Raw genomic sequence first — 23,857 nt, forward strand, 5'->3', positions numbered from 1 at the left:
TGCATAAAAGCGGGCATTTTATTTTATAAGGGAAAAAGAAATGGCACTCACCGACAAACAAGAGATGTTTTGTCGCGAGTACCTCGTTGATTTGAACGCCACACAAGCGGCCATTCGTGCGGGGTACAGCGAGAAGACTGCAAACCGCACTGCGTCTGAGAACTTGTCAAAACCTGATATTCAATCACGCATTGCTGAACTCAAAGCTGAACGCAATGAAGAGGTGGGAATTAATGCCGCCTATGTATTAAAGCGGCTAGTTGAAATTGATCAAATGGATGTCCTCGACATTCTCAATGATGGCGGGGAACTGAAAGCCGTCAAGGATTGGCCTAAAGTCTGGCGAACAACATTATCAGGTATGGAAGTGTTGGAAATAGGGTCACAAGACACTGCCGCTCTACTCAAGAAAATCAAATGGCCGGACAAAGTGAAGAACCTTGAGCTGCTCGGTAAGCACATTGCTGTTCAGGCATTTAAAGAACAGGTTGATCAAAATGTGGTGGCTACACACAACATCATGCCGGTTCCTGCTTGCGATAGCGTCGATGATTGGGAAAAAGTGGCTCAGAAACAGCAGGGCGAGGTATTGGGTGGATGAATTACAATGTGGTTTGGAAACCGCTACCCGGCTCACAGTCGTTAGCATTAAGTTGCCCGTGTAACGAAATTCTGTATGAAGGTACACGAGGCCCCGGCAAAACAGCCGCACAACTAGCCCGCTTTCGACGCAATGTCGGCGTGGGATACGGTTCATTCTGGCGTGGTGTTATTTTCGATACTGAATACAAAAACCTTGCGGACATCATAACTCAATCCAAGCGTATGTATCGCTTATTTAAGGATGGTACGCGTTTTTTGGCGTCGGCATCTGAATTACGTTGGGTATGGCCAACGGGTGAAGAGTTGTTATTTCGGTTTGGTAAAGAGGCTGATGACTACTGGGACTACCACGGGCAGGAATTCCCTTTTATCGGCTTTAACGAATTAACCAAACAGAAGTCTCCTGATTTCTATGAAGCGATGTTTTCGTGCCGCCGTTCATCATTCAGACCAGAAGATTATCCGCTTGAAGACGGTTCTTTGTTAAAGCCTATCCCGCTGGAAACATTCAGTACAACCAATCCATTTGGTATCGGTCACACATGGGTTAAGAAACGGTTTATCGAACCTGCACCGCGTGGAACGGTTATCCGTGAAACGCAAAAGGTGTTTAACCCGCAGACAGAACGAGAAGAAGACATCACCCTGACCCGTGTTGCTGTTCATGGCTCTTTCAAAGAAAACCCTTACCTAGACCCGCAGTACATCGCCACATTGATGAACATCAAAGACCCCAATCGAAGAAAGGCATGGGTTGAAGGCTCTTGGGATGTCACCAGCGGTGGACGCTTTGACCATCTGTGGAATGCCAATCATCACGTTATCAAGCCATTCAAAATACCGGATAGCTGGACAGTTGATCGTTCTCACGACTGGGGGGAATCAAAGCCGTTTGCCAATCTGTGGTGGGCTGAATCTGACGGGACAGCAGCAACACTGCCTGATGGGCGTCAATTTTGCCCGCCATCAGGATCATTAATTTTGATAGGCGAGTGGTACGGTTGCCCGCCAGATGAACTGAATAAAGGCCTCAATATGTCATCGACCAATGTAGCCAAGGGGGTGAAGTGGATTGATAGCCGCCTGATGGGTGAAGATGTTGCAGAACCTGACGAAATTAAACAGGGCAGTAAGACACAAGGCCAGTTAAATATGATGCCCGGTATCTGCAAAAAAGTGAGCACGGGTCCCGCTGACAGTTCCATTTTCAACACAGGAGATAATGAGGACTCCATTGCGCAGAAGATGGAAAAACAGGGCGTGAAGTGGCTGGAGGCCAATAAAAAGCCCGGTTCTCGCATCAATGGTGCCTCAATCTTTGCGGATATGCTGGAGGCAGTCATTGAGGGCAAGCAATCAGAATCAGGCCTACCGGAAAAGCCCGCGTTCTATGTATTCGACCATTGTAGAGGCTGGATAAGCCGTATCCCCGTCTTAGTGCGTGACACTAAAAATCCTGATGATGTTGATACCGAACAGGAAGACCACGATTGGGATGCAACGCGGTATCGTGTTTTGCATAAACCTCAGCGCTTTACCCAAAAACTTAATTTCAACTGGAACTGACATGAATACCAACGTGGATTACACGCATCCGGCGTACACCGAATTTTTGCCCGAGTGGAACATGATCGGGGATTGTGTTGATGGCGAGCGGGTGGTCAAAAGCCGAAAAGAAAAGTACCTACCCCATCCCGCAGACAAGAAAGCGCGGGATGACTTCAGCAATGAACGTTACAAACGCTATCTGCTTCGGGCATCGTTTATCAACGCCACGGGACGCACATTGAGCGGGTTGCTGGGTATTGCATTCAATAAGCCCGTCAAAATTGATATCTCAGGCGGCATTGAATATCTGGAAACCGACATTGATGGTGAAGGGCAACCGTTGACACAAATGATACGTGATGCGCTTTCTCAGGTGTTACAGCGTGGCAGAGCGGGCTTGTTGACTGATTTCTCAGGCTCCGGCATCCAGTCAGAGGCTGAAAAAGGCCGTCCCTATATCCGCTTATTTACCGCCAAGGAAATTATTAACTGGCGGGTGACGAACGGGAAAACGTCACTGGTGGTGGTGCATTACAGGGAGCCGAAAGACTCGGACTATTTTGATTTGCAACTGGTCGATCATTGGATTGAGTTACGGCTCATTGATGGCAGGGCACATTCGCGGCACTGGTATCAGGACAGCAATTTACTGGTGGATGATTGGGTAGAGCTGAAAGATGCCACCGGTCAGCCATTATCTGAATTGCCGTGGTCATGGATTGGATCAATGAACAATGACCACACGCCGGATGCACCGCCGCTGGCGGATATCGCCTATGTGAACATCAAGCACTATCAGGCCGAAGCCGATATTGCCGAATCAGCACACACCGTCGGGCAGCCGATGGTGGCATTAACCGGACTGACTGAGACATGGGCCGATAAGTATTTTTCTGAGGGTTTTACGGTCGGGTCACGCAATGGAATATTACTTCCCCCAAACGGCGATATGAAATTCGCCCAACCCGAAGAGCGCAATATACAAATCACCGTGGCAGAACGGCGAGAAAAGCAAATGGCGATGCTGGGCGCTAAGTTAGTGGAGCGTGGCACGTCGGCACGAACAGCTACACAGGCGCAAGATGAGGCGCAAACAGATAACTCCGTGCTTTCATTGTGTGCGGGTAATGTTGAGCAAGCCTTTAACAGGGCGCTTAATTTCTGCATTCAGTTTGCCGGGAGTGGTGAGACAACCATCGAACTCAACAAATCCTATGATATCGCCCAACTAGATTCAGCGGCGATGACGGCATTACTGGCCTCGGTTCAATCGGGTGCCATGCGCCTGATTGATTTTGTTAAGTACCAGCAAAGCATCAACCTCGTGCCGCAAGATGAAAAGCCAGAAGATATTATTGAGGCGCTGGAAGCATCGCGTGCTAACTCGCTGTTTTAGAGGTGAATATGCAATCACGGTTGATGTTAGATAATGCAATGCTGATCCAGATCCTCCTTGAGCGATTGAAAGCCGGTATGGTTGATGATGAAGCAATGCAAAAGGAACTGAGGGCTGCGGTGGCGAAGGCATTAGCCCACTTTTCTGGTCAAATTTCATCAAGAACAAAACTGAATGCCGTTATTGCTGAACTCAAGCGAGCACTGACGCCTGTTATGACGGGTTACTCAGCACATTTATTGCAGTCGGTTATCGATATCGGTATTGAATCAAGCCGGCTTGAAGCCGATAGCCTGTCTCAGGCGGTGGCAAAGACGGTTAGCCAGCCCTCGAAGGAAACCCTCGAGAAATCGATTATCAATGTTCCATTGGGGCTTGTTGCATGGGGAGGGTCATTATTTCTCAAGAAATTTATCGCCTCTTGGGTGACCAGCTCTATACAGCAAGTCGAGAATCAGGTTGTGTTAGCCATGGCAGCACAGCATGATGTTCAGGCTCTGCAAGCCACGATTAACGGCACGATGATGGATAAAACGCCCGTCACGACCTCGACGATATCACGTCTTATTTACAACTATCAGACGATAGCCAGTACCGCCATTCAACATGCTCACACTGGCGCGGCCCAGGCGTTTTACAAAGAAAACAACGATCTCATCAAAGAAGAAGAGTTTAGCGCCATTCTTGATAACAAAACGTCAGCAACGTGCCGGGCGCTGTCCGCTAAGCGATATCCGGTTGGCGAGGGGCCGATGCCACCGCTGCATCCACGGTGTCGAAGTCGAAGGTTGCCCATACTCAATGATAAGCATGTCGATTTGATAGTGACAAAGCCAGTGGGGCGTTCGGAGTGGGGAGAGGAAAACTATTATGAGTGGCTATCACGTCAGCCAGCCCAGCGGCAGGATTTGATATTAGGGCCCACTCGAGGGGCGCTGTTTCGTGATGGTGGGCTTTCACCAGAGCGATTCGCTCAATTACAACTACACAAAAACTTTACCCCAATGACGCTCAAGGAGATGCAAAAACTGGCACCCGACGCATTTAAGCGAGCCGACATTGCATTGAAATAACACAGACCCGCCCATGCGCGGGTTTTTTATTCTCCGCAGTCAGTGACTGCATCATCCAGACCCGAGGTTGACGATGTTTAAATTTTTATTAACGAAAGACGAATTTGAGGCGCTTTCTGGTGAGCAAAAAGCCCTGTACAAAGCGCAGGGCGACCAATATCAGTTACACATTGAAGGTATGCCAGACATGCCTGATGTCTCTGGTTTGCAGAGGAAAGTGGATGAACTGCTTTCTGAGAAAAAATCAGAGCAGGAAAAACGCCGACAGGCGGAAGACGCGGCGAAAAAAGCCGCCGATGAACAGGCTCGCAAAAATGGGGATATTGAAGCACTGGAAAAGAGCTGGGCTGAAAAATTATCTTCCCGTGAAAAAGAGCTGTTAGCCAAACTCGATGAAAAAGACAGCAATTTACGCACGTTGCTGGTAGATAACGTGGCGCAATCTTTGGCGGTGAAACTGGCGGGGGACGGGGCCGCGTTGATCCTTCCTCATATCAAATCACGCCTCATTGTTGAAGAGGGAAAGACACGCGTCATTGATGCCGAAGGGAAGCCGTCCGCACTCACCCTTGACGATTTAGAAAAAGAATTTCGTAGCAACAAGTTGTTTGCGCCTGTTGTTATCGGCAGTAAAGCGACCGGCACCGGCGGTGAAGGCGTGCGCCAGACGGTTGCCCGAGGCGGCAGTAAAACCTGGCACGACTATACGGAAGCTGAACGCATCCGTTTATTTGATGAAGAACCCGAGGAATTCAAACGCCTCCAGAAAACCCAATAAATTAGGAGTAAAAATTAATGGCAACCACTCGTTTATCCGATATTTTTCGTGGTGATTATTATCAATCGATTGCACCCCTGAACAGCCCAGAAAAAACCGCCGTGTTTGAATCGGGCATCATTACCCGCCTGCCTCAATTGGATACCATTGCCTCAGAGGGGCAAGGTACAGCAACCATTAACTACTGGAACGATTTGGATGCGAACGAAGCACCCAATGCCACGTCGGATAACCCCGATCAGATCGGTAAGGTAGGTAAGGCCAGCCAGTCGAGCCTTAAAGCGCGCGTGTTATATCTCAACAAAGGTTATGGTGTGGCGGACTTAGCCGCAGAACTGGCAAACAGTGAACCCATGAGTCACATTCGCAACCGCTTTGGTACCTACTGGACTCGCCAATGGCAGCGCTACCTGATTGGGACGGCGCGTGGGGTGATTGGCAGCAACATCGCGAATGATGATAGTGACATGGTGGTTCAGGGCGGAGATGAAATTTCCGCTAATAACCTGATTGACGCCGCGTTTACCGCCGGTGATGCCGCCGACACATTCAGTGCTATCGGGGTTCACTCTGTGGTGATGAAACAGATGGCAACCAAAAACCTGATTGAAACGATCCGTGATTCAGAAGGCCGTATTATCTTACAAACTTACCTCGGTAAGCCCCTGTTCATGGATGACAGCCTGAAATATGACGATGGGCGTTATCTCACGGTCTTTTTTGGTGGCGGGGCCTTTGGTTACGGCAGTGGCAATCCTCATACGCCCGTCGAGCTGGATCGCAAGGCATCGGGCGGTAATGGCGGGGGCGCTGAAGTCCTGTGGGAACGTAAGACCTTTATTCTGCAACCGGCGGGATTCAGCTGGCTGGGTGAAGAGGACCCGAATCAAACCCCGTCAATCACGGATATCGCTAAAGCGGCTAACTGGCAGCGCAAGTTTGACCGTAAAAACGTCCCCTTTGCAGCGGTGTTAAGCGGTAAGCCGGTTTCTGGCAGTAAAGCGAAGGATACGGCGGCGGGCTAATCACAGAGAGGGGCGCTTGCCCCTTTGTTACTCAGGCGGTTTCATGGTTGTAGAAATTACCCTCGGGCAGGTTCAGGAATTGCTGGATTCAATGGGCTTTGAGGCTCCTGATTTTATTATCAATGCATTTATCACTGTGGCTAAGAGTATTGATGATGGCTTACATGCTGCGGGATACCCAGAGTCAACCGTGTTGTTGATCAAGCTCTATGCCGTTGTGTTAATGCTGTCATCTGCTGACGTGAGAAAGACAACGTCAGAACGTGCCCCCTCTGGTGCTTCTCGTTCATATCAGTACTTCGATGATGGAAGAAAGCAACTGGCTCATTTGTTATCAAAACTGGATGTGAAGGGGTGCACCGAGGCTTTACCCATCAATAAACCCCTGAGTTTTGTTCAGTTCGGCGTGTTCAGGGGGTGATATGGCTAAAATGTCACGATGGTCTTACAAGAGCGTGGCGACCGTTTACCCTGTCAGTTTCGGCGGAACATGGGCGGATGAAATCACTTTCGGCGCACCTTACCTTATTGACTGTAACTGGGTATCCACGAATGAAAAGGCCATTGATGCCAACGGAAGTGAATTTATTTCTCGACGGGTTTTCAATACCGAATTGTTACACCAGGGTAAGCCCGTAAGACGACCCGAAGTGGGTGATTATATCACTCAGGATGACACAAGATCAGAGCCTGATCCGCGAAAGGTTAAAGCGGGTGGTTCAACAATCCGCGCTGTCGATAGCTATGACATGAACATGTTTAGGCAAGATCCTGATTACAAAATAAGGACGTGATATGGCAACCAGCGTGAGAGGCATCAGAGAAGCCAAGGCTTCACTGGCTAAAATGGTGGGTGATATTCAGTCAAACAAAGTCAGCAGGGCGATGCACAGAGCATTAGATATTGGCGGCAGGCAGGCCGCTGTTTATACCCCCATCGACACAAAGACACTCATCAACTCAAGCTTTCGGGAGGTCAGCGTTAGCGGCACGCTGTTCACGGGTCGAGTGGGTTACAGTGCCACGTATGCCGCCTTTGTGCATGACCCGAAAGTGGTACAGAAATTCAAGCGCCCAACGGCAAAGAAAGCGTTCCTCAAGGCCGGTTTTGAAGAAACAAAAGCCCTGATTGACGCTGCCATTGCGGAGGAACTGAGGCTGTGATTATTGATGACTTTCTCGATTACTTAGCGCGTGGAAATCTAACGGAGGGCTTTATCGCTCAAAGATTGAAGTGGGAGGAAAAGGCGAATACCCAAACGCAGCAATATCTCGTCATTCAACCTGCTGGCGGCTCCGGGCGGCTGGCTGGGTTAAGTGCGGATGATTACATTGATGTGATTTTAGTCTCTGAGCAAGGCAAGCCCATTCCCGTGATGGAGAGAGCGGTTGAAATATTGAATTTTGTCGCCAACAACCCTGATGACGATCAATTAAACTCAGTATTCAATGTGGGGGGATTGCCATCGCCCATCACTTCAGAAGAAAACCGAACGATATTCAGGCTCTCATTCCGTTGTTTGTCATAAACAAACAAAACTCAAACGAGGTCGCTTAATGCGGCCTTTTTTCTTTTACCCATAAGAGGTTATTTATATGGCAAATTGCCCGGTAGAGACCAATAAACTGATTGGTCGTCATGCCATTATTCGTATTGCTCAGGGCTGCCCTGACAACGCACCGAAACAAGCCGCATTTTTACGCATCGGGGCGCTGACCACCAAATCCTTTGACCTGTCCCCCAACACCCTGACGTCTGAAGCGGATGATTCCAAAGGGCTGGTTGAAAGTGTCGTCACCAGCATGGACTTAACCATCAGCTTTGACGGGGAATACCGCAAGGAAGATAAAAAAGAGGACTTCGGCCCCTTGCGTCTGCTGAAGGAAATCCCGAAAGAGGTGCAGGCCGGTCGTCAGCCGGCCTATTGGGTACAAATGGATTTCACGGGCGACCATGCCTTTGTGTTGCAGGGCTATATGGTGTTTACCTCGTGGTCATCCCAGTTCGGTGCCAATGAGATTGCCACCTATTCCGGCGAGTTAAAAGTCAGTGATGCCGACTCGGTTGACTGGCTGATTGAAGAAGCCGTGACCAAGCAGAACGCCGGCGGTTGATCGGCGGGGCTGAATATCACAAAGGGTACTGGCGCAGTGCCCTTGATTATGTTCAGGAGGCTTTATGACACCCATACTTGAAATCGGGGAGATGGTGATCTCCACGGCGAAAAATGATTTTTTACTGCGTCCCTCTTTTGCGGCCATGACCCGGCTGGGCACCCCCCGGCAAATCGTCGAGGCATATACAGTATTGAACGGCGCGCCCGCACAGGCACTGGTGCAACAGGCGATGCAGGCTTACGGCACGTTACCCGACTGGCTGCTGACCCATATGCATAAGCCGGTATTTGGTCGTCCGGTCTTATCGACCGCAATGGCGGTGATACAGGCCTGCTGTGAAGAGGACACTGACGCCCTGACGGGGGAGTGGCACCCCGGACAGCGGGGCGTGGTCTATCGTCCGGGCAGCATGCCGGTGAAGGATATGATCCCGATAGCCCAGGAACTTATCACCCACGGGGTAATGGGCAAAGTCAAACTGCGCAAACTCCAGCGTCACGAAGGCACAGAAGCCTACTCTGATGCGTTCCATGCGGTGGAATACATCAATGCGGCGCGTACCCACTTCACCATGTCACGCACGGAAGCCGAGCGGTTAACCATGACGGAATTCCAGATGATGCTGAAAGCGAAGTTCCCGGAAGAAAAAGGCTTCACCCGTGAAGAATACGACGCGGTGATTGAGGCCGATGATAAACGCACCCGTGAATTGCTCAGCGGTAAACGAAAACTGGTGAGGATGAAATAATCAAAAAGTGACATCAGTGGTAACAATCTGAAAAAAATGATTATTTAAGGGTGTCAATCTACCATTTAATCAAATCTGCTGACTTATTGAAGGTGTTTAGTGATAAAAAGGGATAAATACCTATCATATGGGTACAAATAGTTGAATATTCGAAGTGTGTCCCAATTTTAAATGACTATTATTTACAAAAAGTGACACTTGGTAATTAATAGCGTCCTACCGAAATGACGAAGCCCCTGACTACAGCCATAGTCAGAGGCCTCTGAATTGCCCAGTTTGATTAGGAATCTAAGCGTGACCATTGTAACAGTTAAGGCAGTAACTCAAACCCTCAATGTGCCATTTTATGGCGTAGATCTCGCTATCGTGAATTATCACGGTCAGCCGTATGTGCCGATGAAGCCGGTGGTTGAGGGGATGGGGATGGACTGGAAAAGCCAGCTAGCTAAGTTAAATAAACGCTTTAAATCAACTATGGTGGAAATCACCATAGTTGCCGCAGATGGTAAAAATAGGGATATGGCTTGTCTCGCTCTTCGTAAACTTGCTGGGTGGTTAGCTACTATCAACCCGAATAAAGTTAATGTCGCTATCAGGGATAACGTCATGCGATGATGTGCTTTACGAATACTGGACAACGGGAGAGGTTACAGCGAAGAAAACCACGACTCAGGATCGCACTCCTCTTCGTGGGCTGGTTAATACACTGATAGGCAAATATGGCGTAAGCAGTAAAAAGTTATACCAAATGGTTCATCATGAGTTTGGGATAAAACATATCAATGAATTAACGGGCGAACAGTTACCCTCTGCTATCGAATATTTGGCGACTAAAGCCGTTGAAGGTGAGTTTTTAGGAAAAGAGGAAATTCCGATCTTTCATGGTTACACGGGTTTTACAGGCCGCTTGCTGATGGAATTGAAAAATGGCGAGGTGCATTGTACTCAGATGCTAACCCCGCAACACCATGTTGCTACTTTGAATGACTTCACTGAGATGACGCAACGCGCTGGCTATCTGATGATACATGAAGAAGATATGAGACCGATGATGAAAGCATTACAGGGTTACAAACTCAGCGTGTAACTCCAAGCCAAGGATGGCTAAAAGTTGAAGTAATTGGGTATTATTTGATGCATTATGATGATTAAACAGACAACTAAAATAGAGTTTAAGCTGTTGAACCTAAGGTTCAAACGGTCTAATATTACCTCAGTTATATTTATCAATGAGATAAATGGTAATGATTTTTATATTAACTTCATGATGTTAGGGGGCTATATGAGAACTGAGCATACCAGATCTATACAAACTATTAGCCACTCGACAGAAATAGTTGATAGGTTCTTTGATGATTGTTTGCAGAAAGAGTTTTTTATCCGTCGTCTGAGCTTTAGAAGTGATCCCAATCGTCAAATATTTATTGTTACAATAAACAACGATAAGAAAAGTGATGCTTTTTATGTTGTTCCTTTTGCGGAATTCTCATATAGGCGCAACAAAGTGAATGTTATAGTAGACCCTAAAGCACAGTACCCTGAGCTGTGCGCAGATGTTGATAAAGCTATAGAGCTGATTAAATCCTCAATTATTGGCTATATGTCACAATATAAAAGTTTATCTCTTCACTAAACCGGAGATAGGGAATTGGCTCCAAACTTCACTAAAAACTATTCTAAAGACTTAACGCGTAAGCCTTTCAGCACATCAGAGGCAATAATAGATACATTTTATTACCTATCTTCTGACGGTGATTTAGTCAGAGTGGTTGAATATGCATTAATTGGTAGTGAATTCGATTACTATTGCGAATTAGTCGAAATGGGGTGCGGGACAGAAGACTTCTACTCGCATCACGCAGCCGCTCTAAAAAGAGCAGGATTAAAAGAATGGCAGATAATTGAAGAATTATTGTCATTAGATATGCATGAACCCAATGAAGACTCTCTGATTGGCAGGGTAGCATTTAATGATTTTAACTTTTATGACTATGACACTCTAAAAACGGGTAAACAGATTAGAGGCATTGAAATACTACGTAAATATCAGGGTATTGGTATTGCTAAGCAAATATATAAATGCTTGCTTTTAAGGCATGATTATTTAGTTTGTGACCATATACAAACCATTCTGGGTGGCCGATTATGGGCGCAGGGAATGATAAAAATTGGCGAGGTCAGAGTCTATGACTGCACGAAAAAGCAATTTATAGATGTATTGACGCCATATGGTCGCGGAATTAAAGGCGTCCTCCCGTGGAGTGCGATTGGACTAGATCAGCGTGATATGGCTCTATGGGGTTCAGAAATGAAGCTGTCAATGGAATCTTGCCACCACTTGGTCAATATTATCAGCAAAGAGCGAATATACGATAATTATGCTTAACCGTTATAAATCTAATCCCGCTAACCCGCTTCGGCGGGTTTTGCATTTCTAAAGCCACTTAATCGTGGCTTTTTGCATTGTTTTGCGCCAACTGATTGGTATCATGAGCAAAATTTAATGATGAGGGGTTATGATGAGGAAGAATGTAATTGCTCTGCTTGTGGGCGCTGTTTTATTAGTTGGATGTGACTCAAAAGAGTTATCTCCAGAAGATAATCAACAAGTAGATAGTTTGAAAACCGAGCAACAATTACTGCCAGCGGCTAGTGGACCATTTGGATTACAGATGGGGCTAACGAAGAAAAATATTGAGGATATGATCGGTAACACACTAGAGCCAACTAAAGTTACAAATGTTTATCTAGTGGACAAATTACCTAAAAAAAATGATTCTTTTAAAATCTATGCACTTTTTATCTCCCCAACGCTCGGGCTTTGCAAAATACGCGCTATTGGTAACGATATCGAAAATGACGCATATGGCATTTCTCTAAGGGTTAAATTTAATGACCTAAAGACATCTCTTGATTCGATTTACGGTGAAAGTAAGGAAACTGACTTGCTATTACCCAGTTCGATATGGAATGAGCCGAGAGATTGGATGGAAGGATTAAATAAAAAAGAAAGAGTTTTACGTGCAAAATGGGAATCTAAAAGCGAAGCTTTGCAAAAAAATAATGTTGGTTCTTTATTATTGAGTGCTAAAGCTAGCGATAGTTCATCTGGATACCTTCTCTTGCAATATGAATTCAAGAATCATATTGAATGTGCTAAAGAGATAAATAATGCTAATAAAGACTCACTTTAATTAAATAGATCTTGCCAGCATGGGATTTTTTCTCACGCCACTTTAGACAGAAGCCTCATTACGGGGCTTATTATTGGCAGTTATCTACACTAATCAACCATAACCTCGCTTCGGCGGGGTTTTCTGTTTTAAGGGGATCGGAAAATGACAACGCAGGTCGGCAATATTGTTTATCAGGTATCAATGGATGTGGCGCAACTTCTGACAACGCAACGGCAACTGGATTCGCGCATGAGTCAGGTAGAGCAGCGTTTTAATCAAACAGGGCGTTCAGTGCAGGGGGCCGAACAAGCGTTACTCAGTCTGTCACGGGCAGCCACTGCGGTCACCGCCGCTTTATCCGTGGAGAAAATAGCCAGTTATGCCGATGCGTGGGTTGTGGTGAATAACAAACTGGTTAACTCCATTAAAACCAATGAAACACTGGCGGAAGTGACCGAGCGTGTATTCAATATTGCCCAGAACTCCCGTGCGAATCTGGATGCTACGGCTGCGTTGTATGGTCGCCTTGAAAGAGCCACGCGCAGTTATGGGATGTCGGCTGATGAGGTGGCGAAATTAACCGAAACCGTGGCAAAAGGTCTGGTGGTCTCAGGCGCAACGGCGGCAGAATCATCAAGCGTTATGATTCAGTTCTCGCAGGCGATGGCTTCGGGTGTGCTGCGCGGTGAAGAATTTAACTCCATGTCTGAGAACGGCAGTCGTTTAATTGCAGCATTGAGTGACCACCTCGGCGTAAATATCGGTCAGCTAAGGAAGATGGCGGCAGAGGGTAAATTAACGGCTAAGGTTGTCTCGAAGGCTTTTCTGGCGCAGGCCAGCACTATCGCGAAAGAATTTGATAAAACATCTGCAACCATGAGCCAGTCAATCGAAATGGCGGCAAACAATATGACCAAGTTTTTTGGTCAATCCACTACGGTTCAGACGGCACTGAAAGCGTTTAATAGCACGTTGGTCACGGTCAGTGAAAATATGGATCTGGTTGCGGGGGCTGCCACTGCCTTGGCTGCTGTGATGGGGTCAAGGATGGTCAGTGCGATGACACTGGCGGCGAGTCAGAAAATCACAAACGTCAGGTCATCTATCGCGTTAGCGCAAGCGAATAAAGCAGAAGCAGAAAGCGCACTGTATGCCGCCAATATGACATTGCGTAAAGCAGAAATGGATAAAATTGCTGCGATTGAGGCATTACGCCATGCCGAGGCTGAATATGCTGTCGTCAGGGGCACCGACGCTGCTACAGCGGCACTTGCCCGATTCACCGCTGCTAAAGCCACGGCAACGACAGCCACAGCGACATACAGAACTGCACAAGATGTTGCCGCCACTGCCCAGACAAGGCTGACCGCTGCGACAAACACGGCCAGCGTTGCAATGAATAGACTGAAAGGCGCGATGGCATTTTTAGGTGGGCCACTGGGGGTGGTGATGCTAGCCGCAACAGCGCTTTATTATTTCCATGACCAAGCAGAAAATGCGAAGAAAGAGGCGAAAGACTTATCTAATACGGTTGAGAGTTTGACTGGCAATCTACAGGCGCTGAGTAAAGTTAAGCTTGAAGAAAATAAAGTCAAATTAGAAAGAAAGCTAGATGAACAGCGTGAACAGACAAAGAAGCAAAAAGTCAAGGTAAGCGGCCTTCAATACTACGCTGATCATAATGCTGGGCTAATATTTGCAACACCATCTGAGAAAAAAATGAAGGAACTCAGAGAAGAGTTAGCCTTGGCTAAGGGTGAGCTTGAGGATATGCAAACGGTCGAAAGTAATTATAAAAAGGCGCTTGATCTCACCAATAAAGCTATTGCTGACAACACAAATCTAACCAATAAAAATGCGGATGCTCTCAAAAACAAAAATGAAGGCACTGATCAGGCATCTGAAAAAGCCGCTGACTACATCAAGCAACTTAAACAATCCAATGAACTGCTCAGGATTAAAGAGGGGCTGGAAAGGGATTTAAAGGCCGCAGAGTTCAAGGCTGATGAGGTGGGCGCAAGCTCTAAGCAGAGGACAGTGATAGAGGAAGAAATCAGAGAAGAAAATCGACTGAAGGAAGCGAAACAAAAAAGAGAAGACGCTGAAAGGAAGGCAGAAAACGCCAGAAAGAAAGCCGCAGATGAAGCTGAGCAGCGAGCCAATGATATTACGAATGCGTTAGCCCGGCAGCGTGCTGAAATAGAGCGGATTAACACCGGTTACAAAGAAAACAGCCTTGAAATGGCGAAATACGATGCCGTCAAAGCCATGCCGAAAGGGACGTCCCCCGACGTACTGGAAAAAGTCAGAAAACAAGCCGAAGAGAAGTACAACCTTGAACGGGATGCTGCTGCCAGAGCGTGGTTTCTTGAGCAGGATGCGTTGGCGAAATCAAAGGCGAGCATGGATGAAGAGCTGGATTACCTGATCCGTATCAAAGATCAGGAATTGATTGAAAAAGAAGATTTCCACAAGCGCGAACAGGAAATCAGGGAACGTTATAAGCAGAAACAAACGGAAGCGGACATTAACAAAAAAGTGGGCGCCTCTGTTAGTACGAACGATACATTAATGGGGCAGGTCGATCCGATTCAGCAGCTCCAGAATGAATATACGCAAAAAATGGCGTTACTGGATGCCTATAATGCCCATGATATCGGCGAACACGAAAGAATTCTCCAGCTCAAAGCCGATCTGACCCGTAAATTCAATGATGACATGACCAACGCCCAGTGGGAGCAATGGAAGGGGCAGAGTGAGATGTATCAGTTTATGGGAAATTCCCTGGAAGCATTAGGCCAACGCTCCGCCAATGCCATCACCGGACTGTTAACCGGCACGCAGACCGCCAATGAAGCCATGCGCAATCTGGCGTTAACCATCACCAACGAAGCCGTCTCTGCCTTAGTCCAGATGGGGATGCAGCAAATCAAGAATATGATCATCGGAAAAGCTGCGAATACGGCGGCGAAGGTGGATGCGGTCGCAACGGGGGCGACCATCACCACGGCAATGGCACCGGCAGCAGCAGCGGCCAGTGTGGCCACTATGGGGACGGCGGCAACGTTTGGCATGGCTGCCATGACTGCCGCTGTCCCTGCCATGATTGCCTTACTGGGGGCGCGTAAGAACGGCGGACCCGTCAGCCCAAACGGCGCCTACCGGATTGGGGAGAATAACCAGCCGGAGATATTCAAGGCTAACAACGGTCATCAGTACATGATACCGGGCGATCGGGGGAAGGTGGTCAGTAACCGGGAGATGGGCAAGGGGGGTAATGGCGTATCGGTGGGCAGTATCAACGTGTCGTTTAATGTCCAGACACAGGGCAACTTTTCCGAACAGGATGCACGGATGATGTCAGGGATGGTGAAAAAGACCATTTATGACGTGCTGATGGATGAACGCAGGCCGGGCGGTATGCTGGAACATTAACCTTCTTCGGCAGGTTTTTTTATAGGTGAAATATGACAAAACCAGAATTTACCTGGCGGCCACAGGATCATTATGAAGTGTCCCATGCGCCGCGTGTGAAAGTGATTAAGTTCGGTGATGGCTATGAGCAGCGTGTCAAAGACGGCCTCAATCATCAGCTCAAACGCTACCAGCTGAATTTTATTGAACAGGCCGATATGGGTCGTGAGATTGATGCGTTTTTACGGGCACGGGGCGCGGTGGAGGCGTTTACATGGCGCACCAGTGACGATAACCGGTTGCGCACGTTTGTCTGCCGGTCATGGACGGTCAACCGCCAGCGGGTGGTCTGGTCAGTGAACTGTACGTTTGAAGAGGTGGTGGCATGAGGGATATACCACAGGACATGCGGATTGCGGTCACCGAACTGGGTCAGGCTGCCATTCTCAATCTGTATGAAATTGATTTAACCGCCTTTGGCGGCGATATCTACCGGTTTCATGATGGCATGAACGGGCGGTTACAGCCGGTGATTTGGCAGGGGGTGCGCTATGAGGCGTACCCGGTTGAGGTGAGCGGGTTTGAGATGAACGGGAAAGGCCCCAGTGCCCGTCCGAAAATGGTGTTTGCCAATATCAATGGGTTGATGACCGCCATCAATCAGGATTTCCATGATGCACTGGGGGCGGTGGTGACACGCCATCAGGTGCCGGAACAATATCTGGATGCGGTGAACTTCCTCAATGGCAACCCGCAGGCCGATCCGACACGGGAAGCGGTCAGTAAGTACCTGATTGAGCAGAAACAGGAGGCCAATGCGGATTTTGTCACCTATTTGCTGGCCTTGCCCAGTGAAACGGACGGTGCGTTAATTCCGGCACGGGTGATTCAGGCGGATATCTGCTGCTGGCAGTACCGTTCGGCAGACTGTGGCTATGATGGCCCGCCGGTGGCGGATGAAAAAGACCAGTCCACCTCCAATCCCCTGCAAGACCGCTGCTCCAAGAAATACAGCGGCTGCGTGATCCGTTTTCCCCGCCCGTTATCGATGCCCTATGGCGGTTTTCTGGGTGCCAATAAGTTAGGTTAATACCATGATTGAACAAGACATTATCGCCCACGCGCAAGCGGAAGGGGTGAGGGAGTCGTGCGGCCTGATTGCCGGGGGGCGCTATTTTCCCTGCCGCAATATTGCCCCCGATCCGGCGCACTATTTTGACATTCACCCGGATGACTGGATAACCGCCGAGGGCATGGCCGAGATTGAGGCCATTGTGCACAGCCATCCTAACGGTCAACCCCATCTGAGTGCCGAAGACCGCCGACAGCAGATAAAAACCAGGCTGCCGTGGTGGTTGGTCTGTGGTGATCGGGTGCATCAATTCCGACCGGTGCCGCGTTTATTGGGGCGCGAATTTATCCACGGGTTACAGGATTGCTACTCGCTGATCCGGGATGCCTACCATCTGGCGGGGATTGAGTTAGACGATATTCCCCGTGATGAAGCATGGTGGAACACGGGGCAGAACCTGTATCTCGATAACAGCCTCAGCCAGGGGTTCCGGCAGGTGGATGAGATTCAGCCCGGCGACATCATCCTGATTTGTCTGGGCAGTCAGACGCCCTGTCACGGGGCGATTTATCTCGGTAACCAGCACATTCTGCATCATCGTCCTGATCGCATCAGTAAGCGGGATATCTATGACGGTTACTGGCTTCGCTACACACATTCAGTCTGGAGACATTCTCAATGGTCAAGTTACAGCTTGGCGGCCATCTCAGAAGATTTGGCCGTCGCTATGAATTAGAGGTGCGTGACGCCGCCGAAGCGGTCAGGTGCCTGTGTTATCAGTTAAAAGGCTTCCAGCAGGCGTTGGCTGACGGGCAGTACCGCATTCGCATTGCCGGGCGGGATATGACGGCACAATCGATGCCGGCGGGGATGAATCATCCGCTGAATGCGGGCGATACCGTGACGATTGTGCCGGTGATTACCGGAGCGGGTGGTAATAGTGCCGGGATCGGCATGGCGGTATTGGGAGGCGTGGCGATTGCGGCGGCCTTTATGACCGGGGGCGCGTCAATCGCCTTGTGGAGTGCTTACACGGCGGGGCTGGCGATGGCGGGGGTGGCGCTGTTAGGGGCAGGCTTGGCGACGATGCTGACCAAAATGCCGGATACCCCCTCGATGGGGGCCAGTAAAACCGAGGGGAACCGCTATTTCAGTTCACTGGAAAACCGGATCGGGCAGGGCTATCCCGTGCCGATTGCTTACGGGGAACTGGTGGTGGGGTCAAATGTGATTTCGCAGGGCCTGGAGATCGAGTAATGGGTAAAGGTGGTGGCAAGGGCAGTACCCCGAAACGGCTGGATGATAACCTGAAAAATAAGCAGTTTCTCAATGTCGTGGATTTGATTAGTGAAGGGCAGATTGAAGGGCCGGTCGGTGGCTTGCACGGGTTTCGCCTCAACGGCACACCGGTGGTGGATAAGCACGGTAATCCCAATATCCACGGCGTCACGGTGCAGTGGCGGGCCGGTACGCAATCGCAGGAACCCTTAAGCGATTACCCGTTTGTGGAAAGTGAAATTTCGGTTGGGGTGGAAGTGAAGAAAGACACGCCCATTCTGCGGTCGGTCTCCAACCGCGATGTGGACAGGGTGCGGTTTACCGTGGGGGTGAGCCAGTTGATTAAGACCGATGACAAGGGCAATCAGGAAAACAGCTCGGTACAATTGTCTATCGATGTGAATGACGGCTCAGGCTGGTACAACGCCAAATTTGTGCATATCGGCCCGGCAAAAATCAGCGGCCCCTATTTGGAAGCCCACACGATTGAAGCACCAAAGAAAAAGCCGTTCCAAATTAGGGTGTCCCGCTTAACCGACGACAGCAAAAGCGACCGGCTGCGCAACGGCACAGTCTGGGCCAGTTACACTGAAATCACCGATACCCTGATGAGCTACCCCAACAGTGCCATTGCGGGGATGCGCATTGACCGTTCCCTGTTTGCCGATACCCCCAAGCGCTCCTATCACATTAAGGGCATGATTGTGCAGGTGCCGGACAATTACGATCCAGCAACCCGTGACTATAAAGGGGTCTGGACAGGGCGTTTTAAACCGGCCTACACCAATAACCCGGCGTGGATATTCTACGATTTGGTGACCCATACCCGTTATGGCATCGGCAAGCTGATGGGGGCATTTGGCTGTGACAAGTTCGCCCTGTATGCCATTGCGCAATATTGTGACCAGCTCGTGCCGGATGGATTTGGTGGCACCGAACCCCGCTTTACCTGCAATGCGTACATCGCCAATCAACGTAAGGCACGGGATGTGCTGGATGATTTGGCCTCGGTGTTTCGGGGTATGCAGGTCTGGAACGGGCTGCAACTGACCTGCTTTCAGGACCGGCCTGCCGATCCGGTCTGGACATTCACCAATGCCAATGTGGTCGAGGGCAAATTTAACTACAGTGCCGCCGCCAAGAAAGCCCGGCATACGGTGATTGAAGTGACGTGGGTCAACCCGGACAACGGCTGGAAAGAAGAACGGGAACTGATTCAGGATGATGCGCTGGTTGACCGGTTGGGCCTGAACGTTAAAAAGGTGACCGCGTTTGGCTGTACCAGTCGGGGGCAGGCACACCGGGTCGGTCGGTGGATCATTGAAACAGAGAAGCTCGAAACGGATTCGGTGACGTTCAGTACCGGTCGCGAAGGCATTAACTGCATTCCGGGCGATATTGTGGACATTGCCGATAACAGCTTCGCGGCTGCCCGCATCGGCGGACGGGTACTGGCGTTTTCCGGTAAAGACGTGCGTCTTGATGCGCCTGCCGACTTTGCCCAAGGGGAGTCCGGTTATTTCTCCTATATGGGCACCGCGGGCAAGTTTGTCCGGGTCGAAATTGAATCGGTCAGCGGGGATAGGGTCACCCTGAAAGATGAACCGGTGGGCTTGCGGCAGTGGGGGGTGTTCTCTATTTCCAAGCGGTCATTGGTTACGCGGTTATTCCGGGTTATCAGTATTGCTGAAGACACCAAAACGGGTCATTACAATTTCACCTGTCTTCAGCATGAGCCGCAGAAAGAAGCAACAGTGGATGAGGGTGTCGATTTTCAGGGGATGCCCGCCACACAAAACGTGATCCGCATTCCCAACATAGAACGCCTGAGTATGGCGTACATTCAGGACAGCAATCAGGTACAGGCGCGTGCAATGTGGGCCACCACCACGGTAAACCGCACGATCACCTTTGACGTCACGGTCTATCGGGACACTAAAGTGGTTTCCCACGGCAATACCCGCGAGCTGGAATACTATTTCAGCGGATTGGATGCTGGGGTGTATCAGGTGGGGGTGCGTGCCCGTGACGACAGTGGCATGTTGGGGGATGAAGCCCGTGTGCCGATGGTGATTGGTGCCCCGGCTGCGCCCTCGGTCATCACCATTGAACCCGGCTTTTTTGAGCTGAAAGCCCTCCCGCATATCAGCGCCCCGAAGACACTGGATACCCAGTTTGAATTCTGGTTTTCAGACCGACCCATTCCCGATATTAACGACGTGGAAGCCCAAGCCGATTTTCTGGGCATCGCGAAGTTCTGGATAAAAGGGCAGCTGAAAGCCGGTACTTCTTACTGGTTCTATGTGCGCAGCGTGAATGAATTCGGTAAATCGCACTTTGTCGAAGCTGAGGGGAAACCAGACAATAATGCCAACGACATACTGGACATTACGGGTAAACAATTTCTCTCTTCTGAAAGTGGCAAGCGACTGGCGGAAGACCTCCGGCACCATGCAGAAAAGGTGGCGGAGATAGAAAAAGTCACTGAGGCACTGGGGGATAAGACACTTGAATTTGAATCCACCGCCAATCAGCTGGGCAACAAAACGCTCAACCTTGAGCACCAGCTGGCGGATATCGCTGAAGGGACGTTAGAAACCACCCGGTTCACGACCGAAGTCAGTCAACGGGTGACCGAGGAATCCGCGGATCGCAAAGCGGAGATTTACCGGCTTGAGCAGGTTCAGGCTAACGACAGGGAAACGCACGCCAAATTTCAGGAACAGGTCAGTGCAGACGTGGCGGGCAATGCCGCTGCCGTGCTGGCGGTTAAAGAGGCGCAAGTGACACAGGGTGAGGTGGTCTCTCAGGCGCTGGATCAGGTGAAGGCGGCCATGAAGGAAACGGAAGAAGGGGTTCAGGACGTTGCAGGCCGCGTCACCCGTCACGCGGAAGCCATCGCCCATGTCACTGAGGCGCAGGCGACCTTCGAGCGGGCTACTACCTCACAGTTTGCATCACAAAAAAGTGACCTGAGCAGGATTGAGACCTCAGTCACCAATACCGAGCAGGCACTGGCAGAATCCCTCCTGCAGACCTCAGCAGAATTCAATGTCTTCAATGAACGCCAGCTGACCGCAGAGGCCCGGATTATCAAGAATGAGCAGGCCATCGCTACCGAATCGGCAGCGCGGGCAGAGATGGGGGCGCAGATCACGGCGAAGTTTGATGAGTCAGCGGCCTCACTGGTGGAGATTAAGCAAGCACAGTCTGACACGGACAAGGCACTGGCGGAATCAACATCGCAGCTCCGGGCTGAGATACAGTCTGCCGGTGACGGGCTGCAAGGGGAAATCGACCAGCAGGCCGGTGCATTATCCGCCATCAGCAGTGCTTTCACGGAACAACAAACGGCGCTCGCGGATCTTGAGAAAACCACCACCACGTTGCAGGAAAAACAACACAGCCAGTACGAAGCACAGCAGGCGAGTCTGGGTCGGGTCGAAAATACCCTGACGACGGTGGAGACGTCACTGGCTGAGGCTGTCGCACAGGTCTCCGCCGAGTTCAATGGGGTTAACGGACGGCAGTTGGCCTCTGAGGCCAAAATTGTCAGCACCGAGAAAGCCATCGCGACCGAGTCGGAAGCCCGCGTGGAGATGGGGGGACAGCTCTCCGCCCGGCTTGATGGCAACGAGGCGGCGATAGTCGATGTCAGAAAGGCGCAATCCGAAACCGATAAATCGGTCGTGGAAACGGGTAGTCAGCTCAGGGCGGCGATGAAGAAAGGGGATGACACACTGCAGGATGGCCTCAATCAACAGCGCGGTCAGCTTTCCGCTGTTAACAGTAAGGTTGACAGCCAGAATACCCTCATTGCTGATCTTGAGAAAACGTCCACTGAAATACAGGCGCGACAAAAGAGCCAGTATGACGCCCAGCAGGCTCAGATAGCCAGGTTAAACCAGACGGTCACCACACAAGCCTCATCACAGGCGGAATCGGCGCTGCAACTGGCGGCGCAAGCCAGCACCACCGCAGGTGAACAGCGACAAATCCGGGCGGAAATCAGCCGGGTGGATAAAGCGCGAGCCGATGATCGTCAGGCTTTTGCCCAGTCGATGGCGACCCTGAGCGCGAAGGTCGGGGAAAACGGGGCGGTACTGGAAGAGAAAGCCACCGCCGTGTTTGATATCGACGGCAACGGCTATGCCATCAAGGATATCGGGGCTGGAGTCAATTACAAAGGCCAGTTTTATCAAGCCGGAATGGTCATCGGGGCGGAGGTCAAAAACGGGCAGGTGGAAACACATTTTGGGGTACGCGCCAACCAGTTTACGGTGGTCAACCCCGCTAACGGCAAGCTGGAATCGGTTTTTATGGTGAAAGACGGGCAGGTGTTTATCAAGGAAGCCTTTCTTGGCACGGCAGTGATCGACGGGGCTAAAATCCGCGATGCGTCGATTTCGATGGCAAAAATTGCCGATGGGTTACGCTCAGATAACTGGCCTCACGCGGGCTGGAATTTACCGAAAAATGGCGCGTTTGAGATGAAAGGCACCTCAGGCGGGGCGAGGGTCGCGCTCGATAACACCGGACTGGCGGTGTTTGATGGCAACGGCGTGTTAAGGGTTAAGGTCGGAGAAATCTAAATGAGTGAAATAGGCCTATTAGTGCATCCCGGTGACGGGGGCAAACCGTACCGGCTGGATTCTGACCGGGCGCAGACACTGAGCCTGATAAGGACGATCACCATTGATTTACACGGGGATTACCGCAAGCAGGGCTGGCAACAATCCCGTCATATCCCGGAGGCAAAGGATTTCCATATTGTCCTGATCCCGATAAAAACAGTGATGGTGGGGCAGAACGGGAACGTATCCGCCATTGTTGATATACGCCTCACCAACATCCGTATGGAGGGGGAGTACCTGCGTTTTGAGTACAGTGACAGCCCGAACGGAAAACCCGACTGGTATGGCAACGTCACAGGCTGGTTCGATCCCTTTTTTGAACGCGAACGGACGTTCTCCATTCAGGTTTGTGGCTACCCGAAGCCGACCAGCTCCTTTGGCATTCAACTGGCAGGCATGAACGGCATTGCAACCTTGTCTGACCGGAACCGGCTGGGTTACTGCGTGTATCGGGGAAAAATCACCTTAGGGAAATGGGGAGAATGGCGGGTACCGGCGGCTATCCCGAACCGTGAACAGTGTCTGGTGTTTGCCCGGACAGAAACGCCGGGCGCGGCGGTCGGCATGAACCACGATAAAGTCATCAGGAACAATGACGTTCCCTGCGAGGTGTACGTGGTGATTTTCTCCAGCGGGTTCTCCCTTAAGAAACCCGATGTGGGTGTGGCGGTGTATAACGCTGCCGGAGAGATGACCTATTCCTCGTATTACACCCCGTTCTTTTTGGGCGAAATGATCCCGGTCAGAAACGGGCGTGGTTCAGCCAGCCACATTGCCCGCCCGATGGTGCAGGTCAGCCGGTTGGCGAAACTGGCCCGCAATATCCGGGGAAACAGCTGGCGCTTTGCCGATTCCGGTTTCAGCTTCGCCGGGAAGACGATTGCCGTCAATGAAGCCGGACGCATGGATTATGAATACTTTCAGGTGAATTGGTTCAGCTACAAACCCATCAACTACGACATTTACGCGATTAATTTCGACGATTATTTCTAAT

General features: G+C 50.1%; 22 protein-coding genes and 1 pseudogene. All 23 read left to right on the top strand.

Annotated elements, in window-relative coordinates; translation table 11 throughout:
* The first annotated feature begins 40 nt into the window (after nt 1-40).
* The 23 genes and pseudogenes from Xinn_RS05615 to Xinn_RS05725 all read left to right on the top strand — a co-directional run bounded on the left by Xinn_RS05615 (nt 41) and on the right by Xinn_RS05725 (nt 23,856).
* Nucleotides 41-601, top strand: coding sequence for a terminase small subunit (locus tag Xinn_RS05615; RefSeq protein ID WP_086954317.1), 561 nt, complete (start codon nt 41-43; stop codon nt 599-601).
* Nucleotides 598-2,169, top strand: coding sequence for a terminase (locus Xinn_RS05620; protein WP_086954316.1), 1,572 nt, complete (start codon nt 598-600; stop codon nt 2,167-2,169). Before Xinn_RS05615 ends, Xinn_RS05620 begins: the two co-directional genes overlap by 4 nt.
* 1 nt (nt 2,170) lies before the next feature.
* Entirely contained in the window at nt 2,171-3,547 is a 1,377-nt protein-coding gene (locus Xinn_RS05625) for a DUF4055 domain-containing protein (RefSeq protein WP_086954315.1), read from the top strand.
* A gap of 8 nt (nt 3,548-3,555) precedes the next feature.
* Entirely contained in the window at nt 3,556-4,620 is a 1,065-nt protein-coding gene (locus tag Xinn_RS05630) for a structural protein (RefSeq protein WP_086954314.1), read from the top strand.
* A gap of 73 nt (nt 4,621-4,693) precedes the next feature.
* Nucleotides 4,694-5,398, top strand: a complete 705-nt coding sequence (locus Xinn_RS05635; protein WP_244590139.1) for a hypothetical protein — start codon at nt 4,694-4,696, stop codon at nt 5,396-5,398.
* A gap of 17 nt (nt 5,399-5,415) precedes the next feature.
* Nucleotides 5,416-6,423: a phage coat protein gene (locus Xinn_RS05640; protein WP_086954313.1), complete on the top strand. Its 1,008-nt coding sequence runs from the start codon at nt 5,416-5,418 to the stop codon at nt 6,421-6,423.
* A gap of 43 nt (nt 6,424-6,466) precedes the next feature.
* Nucleotides 6,467-6,844, top strand: coding sequence for a DUF7370 family protein (locus Xinn_RS05645; RefSeq protein ID WP_086954312.1), 378 nt, complete (start codon nt 6,467-6,469; stop codon nt 6,842-6,844).
* Nucleotide 6,845: 1 nt separating this feature from the next.
* A complete protein-coding gene (locus tag Xinn_RS05650; RefSeq protein ID WP_086954311.1) occupies nt 6,846-7,217 on the top strand; it encodes a hypothetical protein in 372 nt (123 codons plus the stop codon).
* A gap of 1 nt (nt 7,218) precedes the next feature.
* Nucleotides 7,219-7,587, top strand: coding sequence for a hypothetical protein (locus Xinn_RS05655; protein WP_086954310.1), 369 nt, complete (start codon nt 7,219-7,221; stop codon nt 7,585-7,587).
* Nucleotides 7,584-7,952, top strand: coding sequence for a phage tail termination protein (locus Xinn_RS05660; protein WP_086954309.1), 369 nt, complete (start codon nt 7,584-7,586; stop codon nt 7,950-7,952). The genes Xinn_RS05655 and Xinn_RS05660 overlap by 4 nt, the downstream gene beginning before the upstream one ends.
* Nucleotides 7,953-8,019: 67 nt before the next feature.
* Nucleotides 8,020-8,538, top strand: a complete 519-nt coding sequence (locus Xinn_RS05665; RefSeq protein WP_244590140.1) for a hypothetical protein — start codon at nt 8,020-8,022, stop codon at nt 8,536-8,538.
* A gap of 64 nt (nt 8,539-8,602) precedes the next feature.
* The gene (locus tag Xinn_RS05670; protein ID WP_086954308.1) at nt 8,603-9,289 is read left to right on the top strand and encodes a DUF6246 family protein; all 687 of its coding nucleotides are present in this window, start codon (nt 8,603-8,605) and stop codon (nt 9,287-9,289) included.
* A 336-nt stretch (nt 9,290-9,625) separates the two neighbouring features.
* A pseudogene (locus Xinn_RS22625) lies at nt 9,626-9,938 on the top strand (phage antirepressor N-terminal domain-containing protein); the annotation flags it as partial.
* A gap of 492 nt (nt 9,939-10,430) precedes the next feature.
* Nucleotides 10,431-10,922 (top strand): hypothetical protein, encoded by a 492-nt coding sequence (locus tag Xinn_RS05680; RefSeq protein ID WP_143706521.1) that lies wholly within the window; start codon nt 10,431-10,433, stop codon nt 10,920-10,922.
* A 15-nt stretch (nt 10,923-10,937) separates the two neighbouring features.
* Complete coding sequence (locus tag Xinn_RS05685) at nt 10,938-11,675, top strand: hypothetical protein (RefSeq protein ID WP_086954306.1); 738 nt, start codon at nt 10,938-10,940, stop codon at nt 11,673-11,675.
* Between the two features lie 130 nt (nt 11,676-11,805).
* Nucleotides 11,806-12,483: a hypothetical protein gene (locus Xinn_RS05690; RefSeq protein ID WP_143706520.1), complete on the top strand. Its 678-nt coding sequence runs from the start codon at nt 11,806-11,808 to the stop codon at nt 12,481-12,483.
* Between the two features lie 144 nt (nt 12,484-12,627).
* Nucleotides 12,628-15,900 carry a tape measure protein gene (locus Xinn_RS05695; RefSeq protein ID WP_086954304.1) on the top strand — a complete coding sequence of 1,091 codons (3,273 nt, stop codon included), beginning with the start codon at nt 12,628-12,630 and terminating at the stop codon, nt 15,898-15,900.
* A gap of 32 nt (nt 15,901-15,932) precedes the next feature.
* Complete coding sequence (locus tag Xinn_RS05700) at nt 15,933-16,268, top strand: phage tail protein (protein WP_086954303.1); 336 nt, start codon at nt 15,933-15,935, stop codon at nt 16,266-16,268.
* Complete coding sequence (locus Xinn_RS05705; protein ID WP_086954302.1) at nt 16,265-16,969, top strand: phage minor tail protein L; 705 nt, start codon at nt 16,265-16,267, stop codon at nt 16,967-16,969. Before Xinn_RS05700 ends, Xinn_RS05705 begins: the two co-directional genes overlap by 4 nt.
* 4 nt (nt 16,970-16,973) lie before the next feature.
* Nucleotides 16,974-17,687 carry a C40 family peptidase gene (locus Xinn_RS05710; RefSeq protein WP_086954301.1) on the top strand — a complete coding sequence of 238 codons (714 nt, stop codon included), beginning with the start codon at nt 16,974-16,976 and terminating at the stop codon, nt 17,685-17,687.
* Nucleotides 17,630-18,208 (top strand): tail assembly protein, encoded by a 579-nt coding sequence (locus tag Xinn_RS05715; RefSeq protein WP_086954300.1) that lies wholly within the window; start codon nt 17,630-17,632, stop codon nt 18,206-18,208. Before Xinn_RS05710 ends, Xinn_RS05715 begins: the two co-directional genes overlap by 58 nt.
* A complete protein-coding gene (locus tag Xinn_RS21915) occupies nt 18,208-22,821 on the top strand; it encodes a TipJ family phage tail tip protein (protein WP_086954299.1) in 4,614 nt (1,537 codons plus the stop codon). Before Xinn_RS05715 ends, Xinn_RS21915 begins: the two co-directional genes overlap by 1 nt.
* Nucleotides 22,822-23,856, top strand: coding sequence for a DUF6453 family protein (locus Xinn_RS05725; RefSeq protein WP_086954298.1), 1,035 nt, complete (start codon nt 22,822-22,824; stop codon nt 23,854-23,856).
* Nucleotide 23,857: the final 1 nt, after the last annotated feature.

The organism is Xenorhabdus innexi, from assembly GCF_002632485.1.
GTDB classification, from domain to species: domain Bacteria; phylum Pseudomonadota; class Gammaproteobacteria; order Enterobacterales; family Enterobacteriaceae; genus Xenorhabdus; species Xenorhabdus innexi.

What these genes read in the sequence shown, in the direction of transcription:
- Xinn_RS05670 (WP_086954308.1), top strand. Translation starts at nt 8,603, where the DNA reads ATGACACCCATACTTGAAATCGGGGAGATGGTGATCTCCACGGCGAAA.
- Xinn_RS05725 (WP_086954298.1), top strand. Translation starts at nt 22,822, where the DNA reads ATGAGTGAAATAGGCCTATTAGTGCATCCCGGTGACGGGGGCAAACCG.
- Xinn_RS05650 (WP_086954311.1), top strand. Translation starts at nt 6,846, where the DNA reads ATGGCTAAAATGTCACGATGGTCTTACAAGAGCGTGGCGACCGTTTAC.
- Xinn_RS05680 (WP_143706521.1), top strand. Translation starts at nt 10,431, where the DNA reads ATGATGATTAAACAGACAACTAAAATAGAGTTTAAGCTGTTGAACCTA.
- Xinn_RS05665 (WP_244590140.1), top strand. Translation starts at nt 8,020, where the DNA reads ATGGCAAATTGCCCGGTAGAGACCAATAAACTGATTGGTCGTCATGCC.
- Xinn_RS05620 (WP_086954316.1), top strand. Translation starts at nt 598, where the DNA reads ATGAATTACAATGTGGTTTGGAAACCGCTACCCGGCTCACAGTCGTTA.
- Xinn_RS21915 (WP_086954299.1), top strand. Translation starts at nt 18,208, where the DNA reads ATGGGTAAAGGTGGTGGCAAGGGCAGTACCCCGAAACGGCTGGATGAT.
- Xinn_RS05695 (WP_086954304.1), top strand. Translation starts at nt 12,628, where the DNA reads ATGACAACGCAGGTCGGCAATATTGTTTATCAGGTATCAATGGATGTG.
- Xinn_RS05690 (WP_143706520.1), top strand. Translation starts at nt 11,806, where the DNA reads ATGATGAGGAAGAATGTAATTGCTCTGCTTGTGGGCGCTGTTTTATTA.
- Xinn_RS05655 (WP_086954310.1), top strand. Translation starts at nt 7,219, where the DNA reads ATGGCAACCAGCGTGAGAGGCATCAGAGAAGCCAAGGCTTCACTGGCT.
- Xinn_RS05640 (WP_086954313.1), top strand. Translation starts at nt 5,416, where the DNA reads ATGGCAACCACTCGTTTATCCGATATTTTTCGTGGTGATTATTATCAA.
- Xinn_RS05645 (WP_086954312.1), top strand. Translation starts at nt 6,467, where the DNA reads ATGGTTGTAGAAATTACCCTCGGGCAGGTTCAGGAATTGCTGGATTCA.
- Xinn_RS05710 (WP_086954301.1), top strand. Translation starts at nt 16,974, where the DNA reads ATGATTGAACAAGACATTATCGCCCACGCGCAAGCGGAAGGGGTGAGG.
- Xinn_RS05700 (WP_086954303.1), top strand. Translation starts at nt 15,933, where the DNA reads ATGACAAAACCAGAATTTACCTGGCGGCCACAGGATCATTATGAAGTG.
- Xinn_RS05615 (WP_086954317.1), top strand. Translation starts at nt 41, where the DNA reads ATGGCACTCACCGACAAACAAGAGATGTTTTGTCGCGAGTACCTCGTT.
- Xinn_RS05705 (WP_086954302.1), top strand. Translation starts at nt 16,265, where the DNA reads ATGAGGGATATACCACAGGACATGCGGATTGCGGTCACCGAACTGGGT.
- Xinn_RS05630 (WP_086954314.1), top strand. Translation starts at nt 3,556, where the DNA reads ATGCAATCACGGTTGATGTTAGATAATGCAATGCTGATCCAGATCCTC.
- Xinn_RS05625 (WP_086954315.1), top strand. Translation starts at nt 2,171, where the DNA reads ATGAATACCAACGTGGATTACACGCATCCGGCGTACACCGAATTTTTG.
- Xinn_RS05715 (WP_086954300.1), top strand. Translation starts at nt 17,630, where the DNA reads ATGGTCAAGTTACAGCTTGGCGGCCATCTCAGAAGATTTGGCCGTCGC.
- Xinn_RS05635 (WP_244590139.1), top strand. Translation starts at nt 4,694, where the DNA reads ATGTTTAAATTTTTATTAACGAAAGACGAATTTGAGGCGCTTTCTGGT.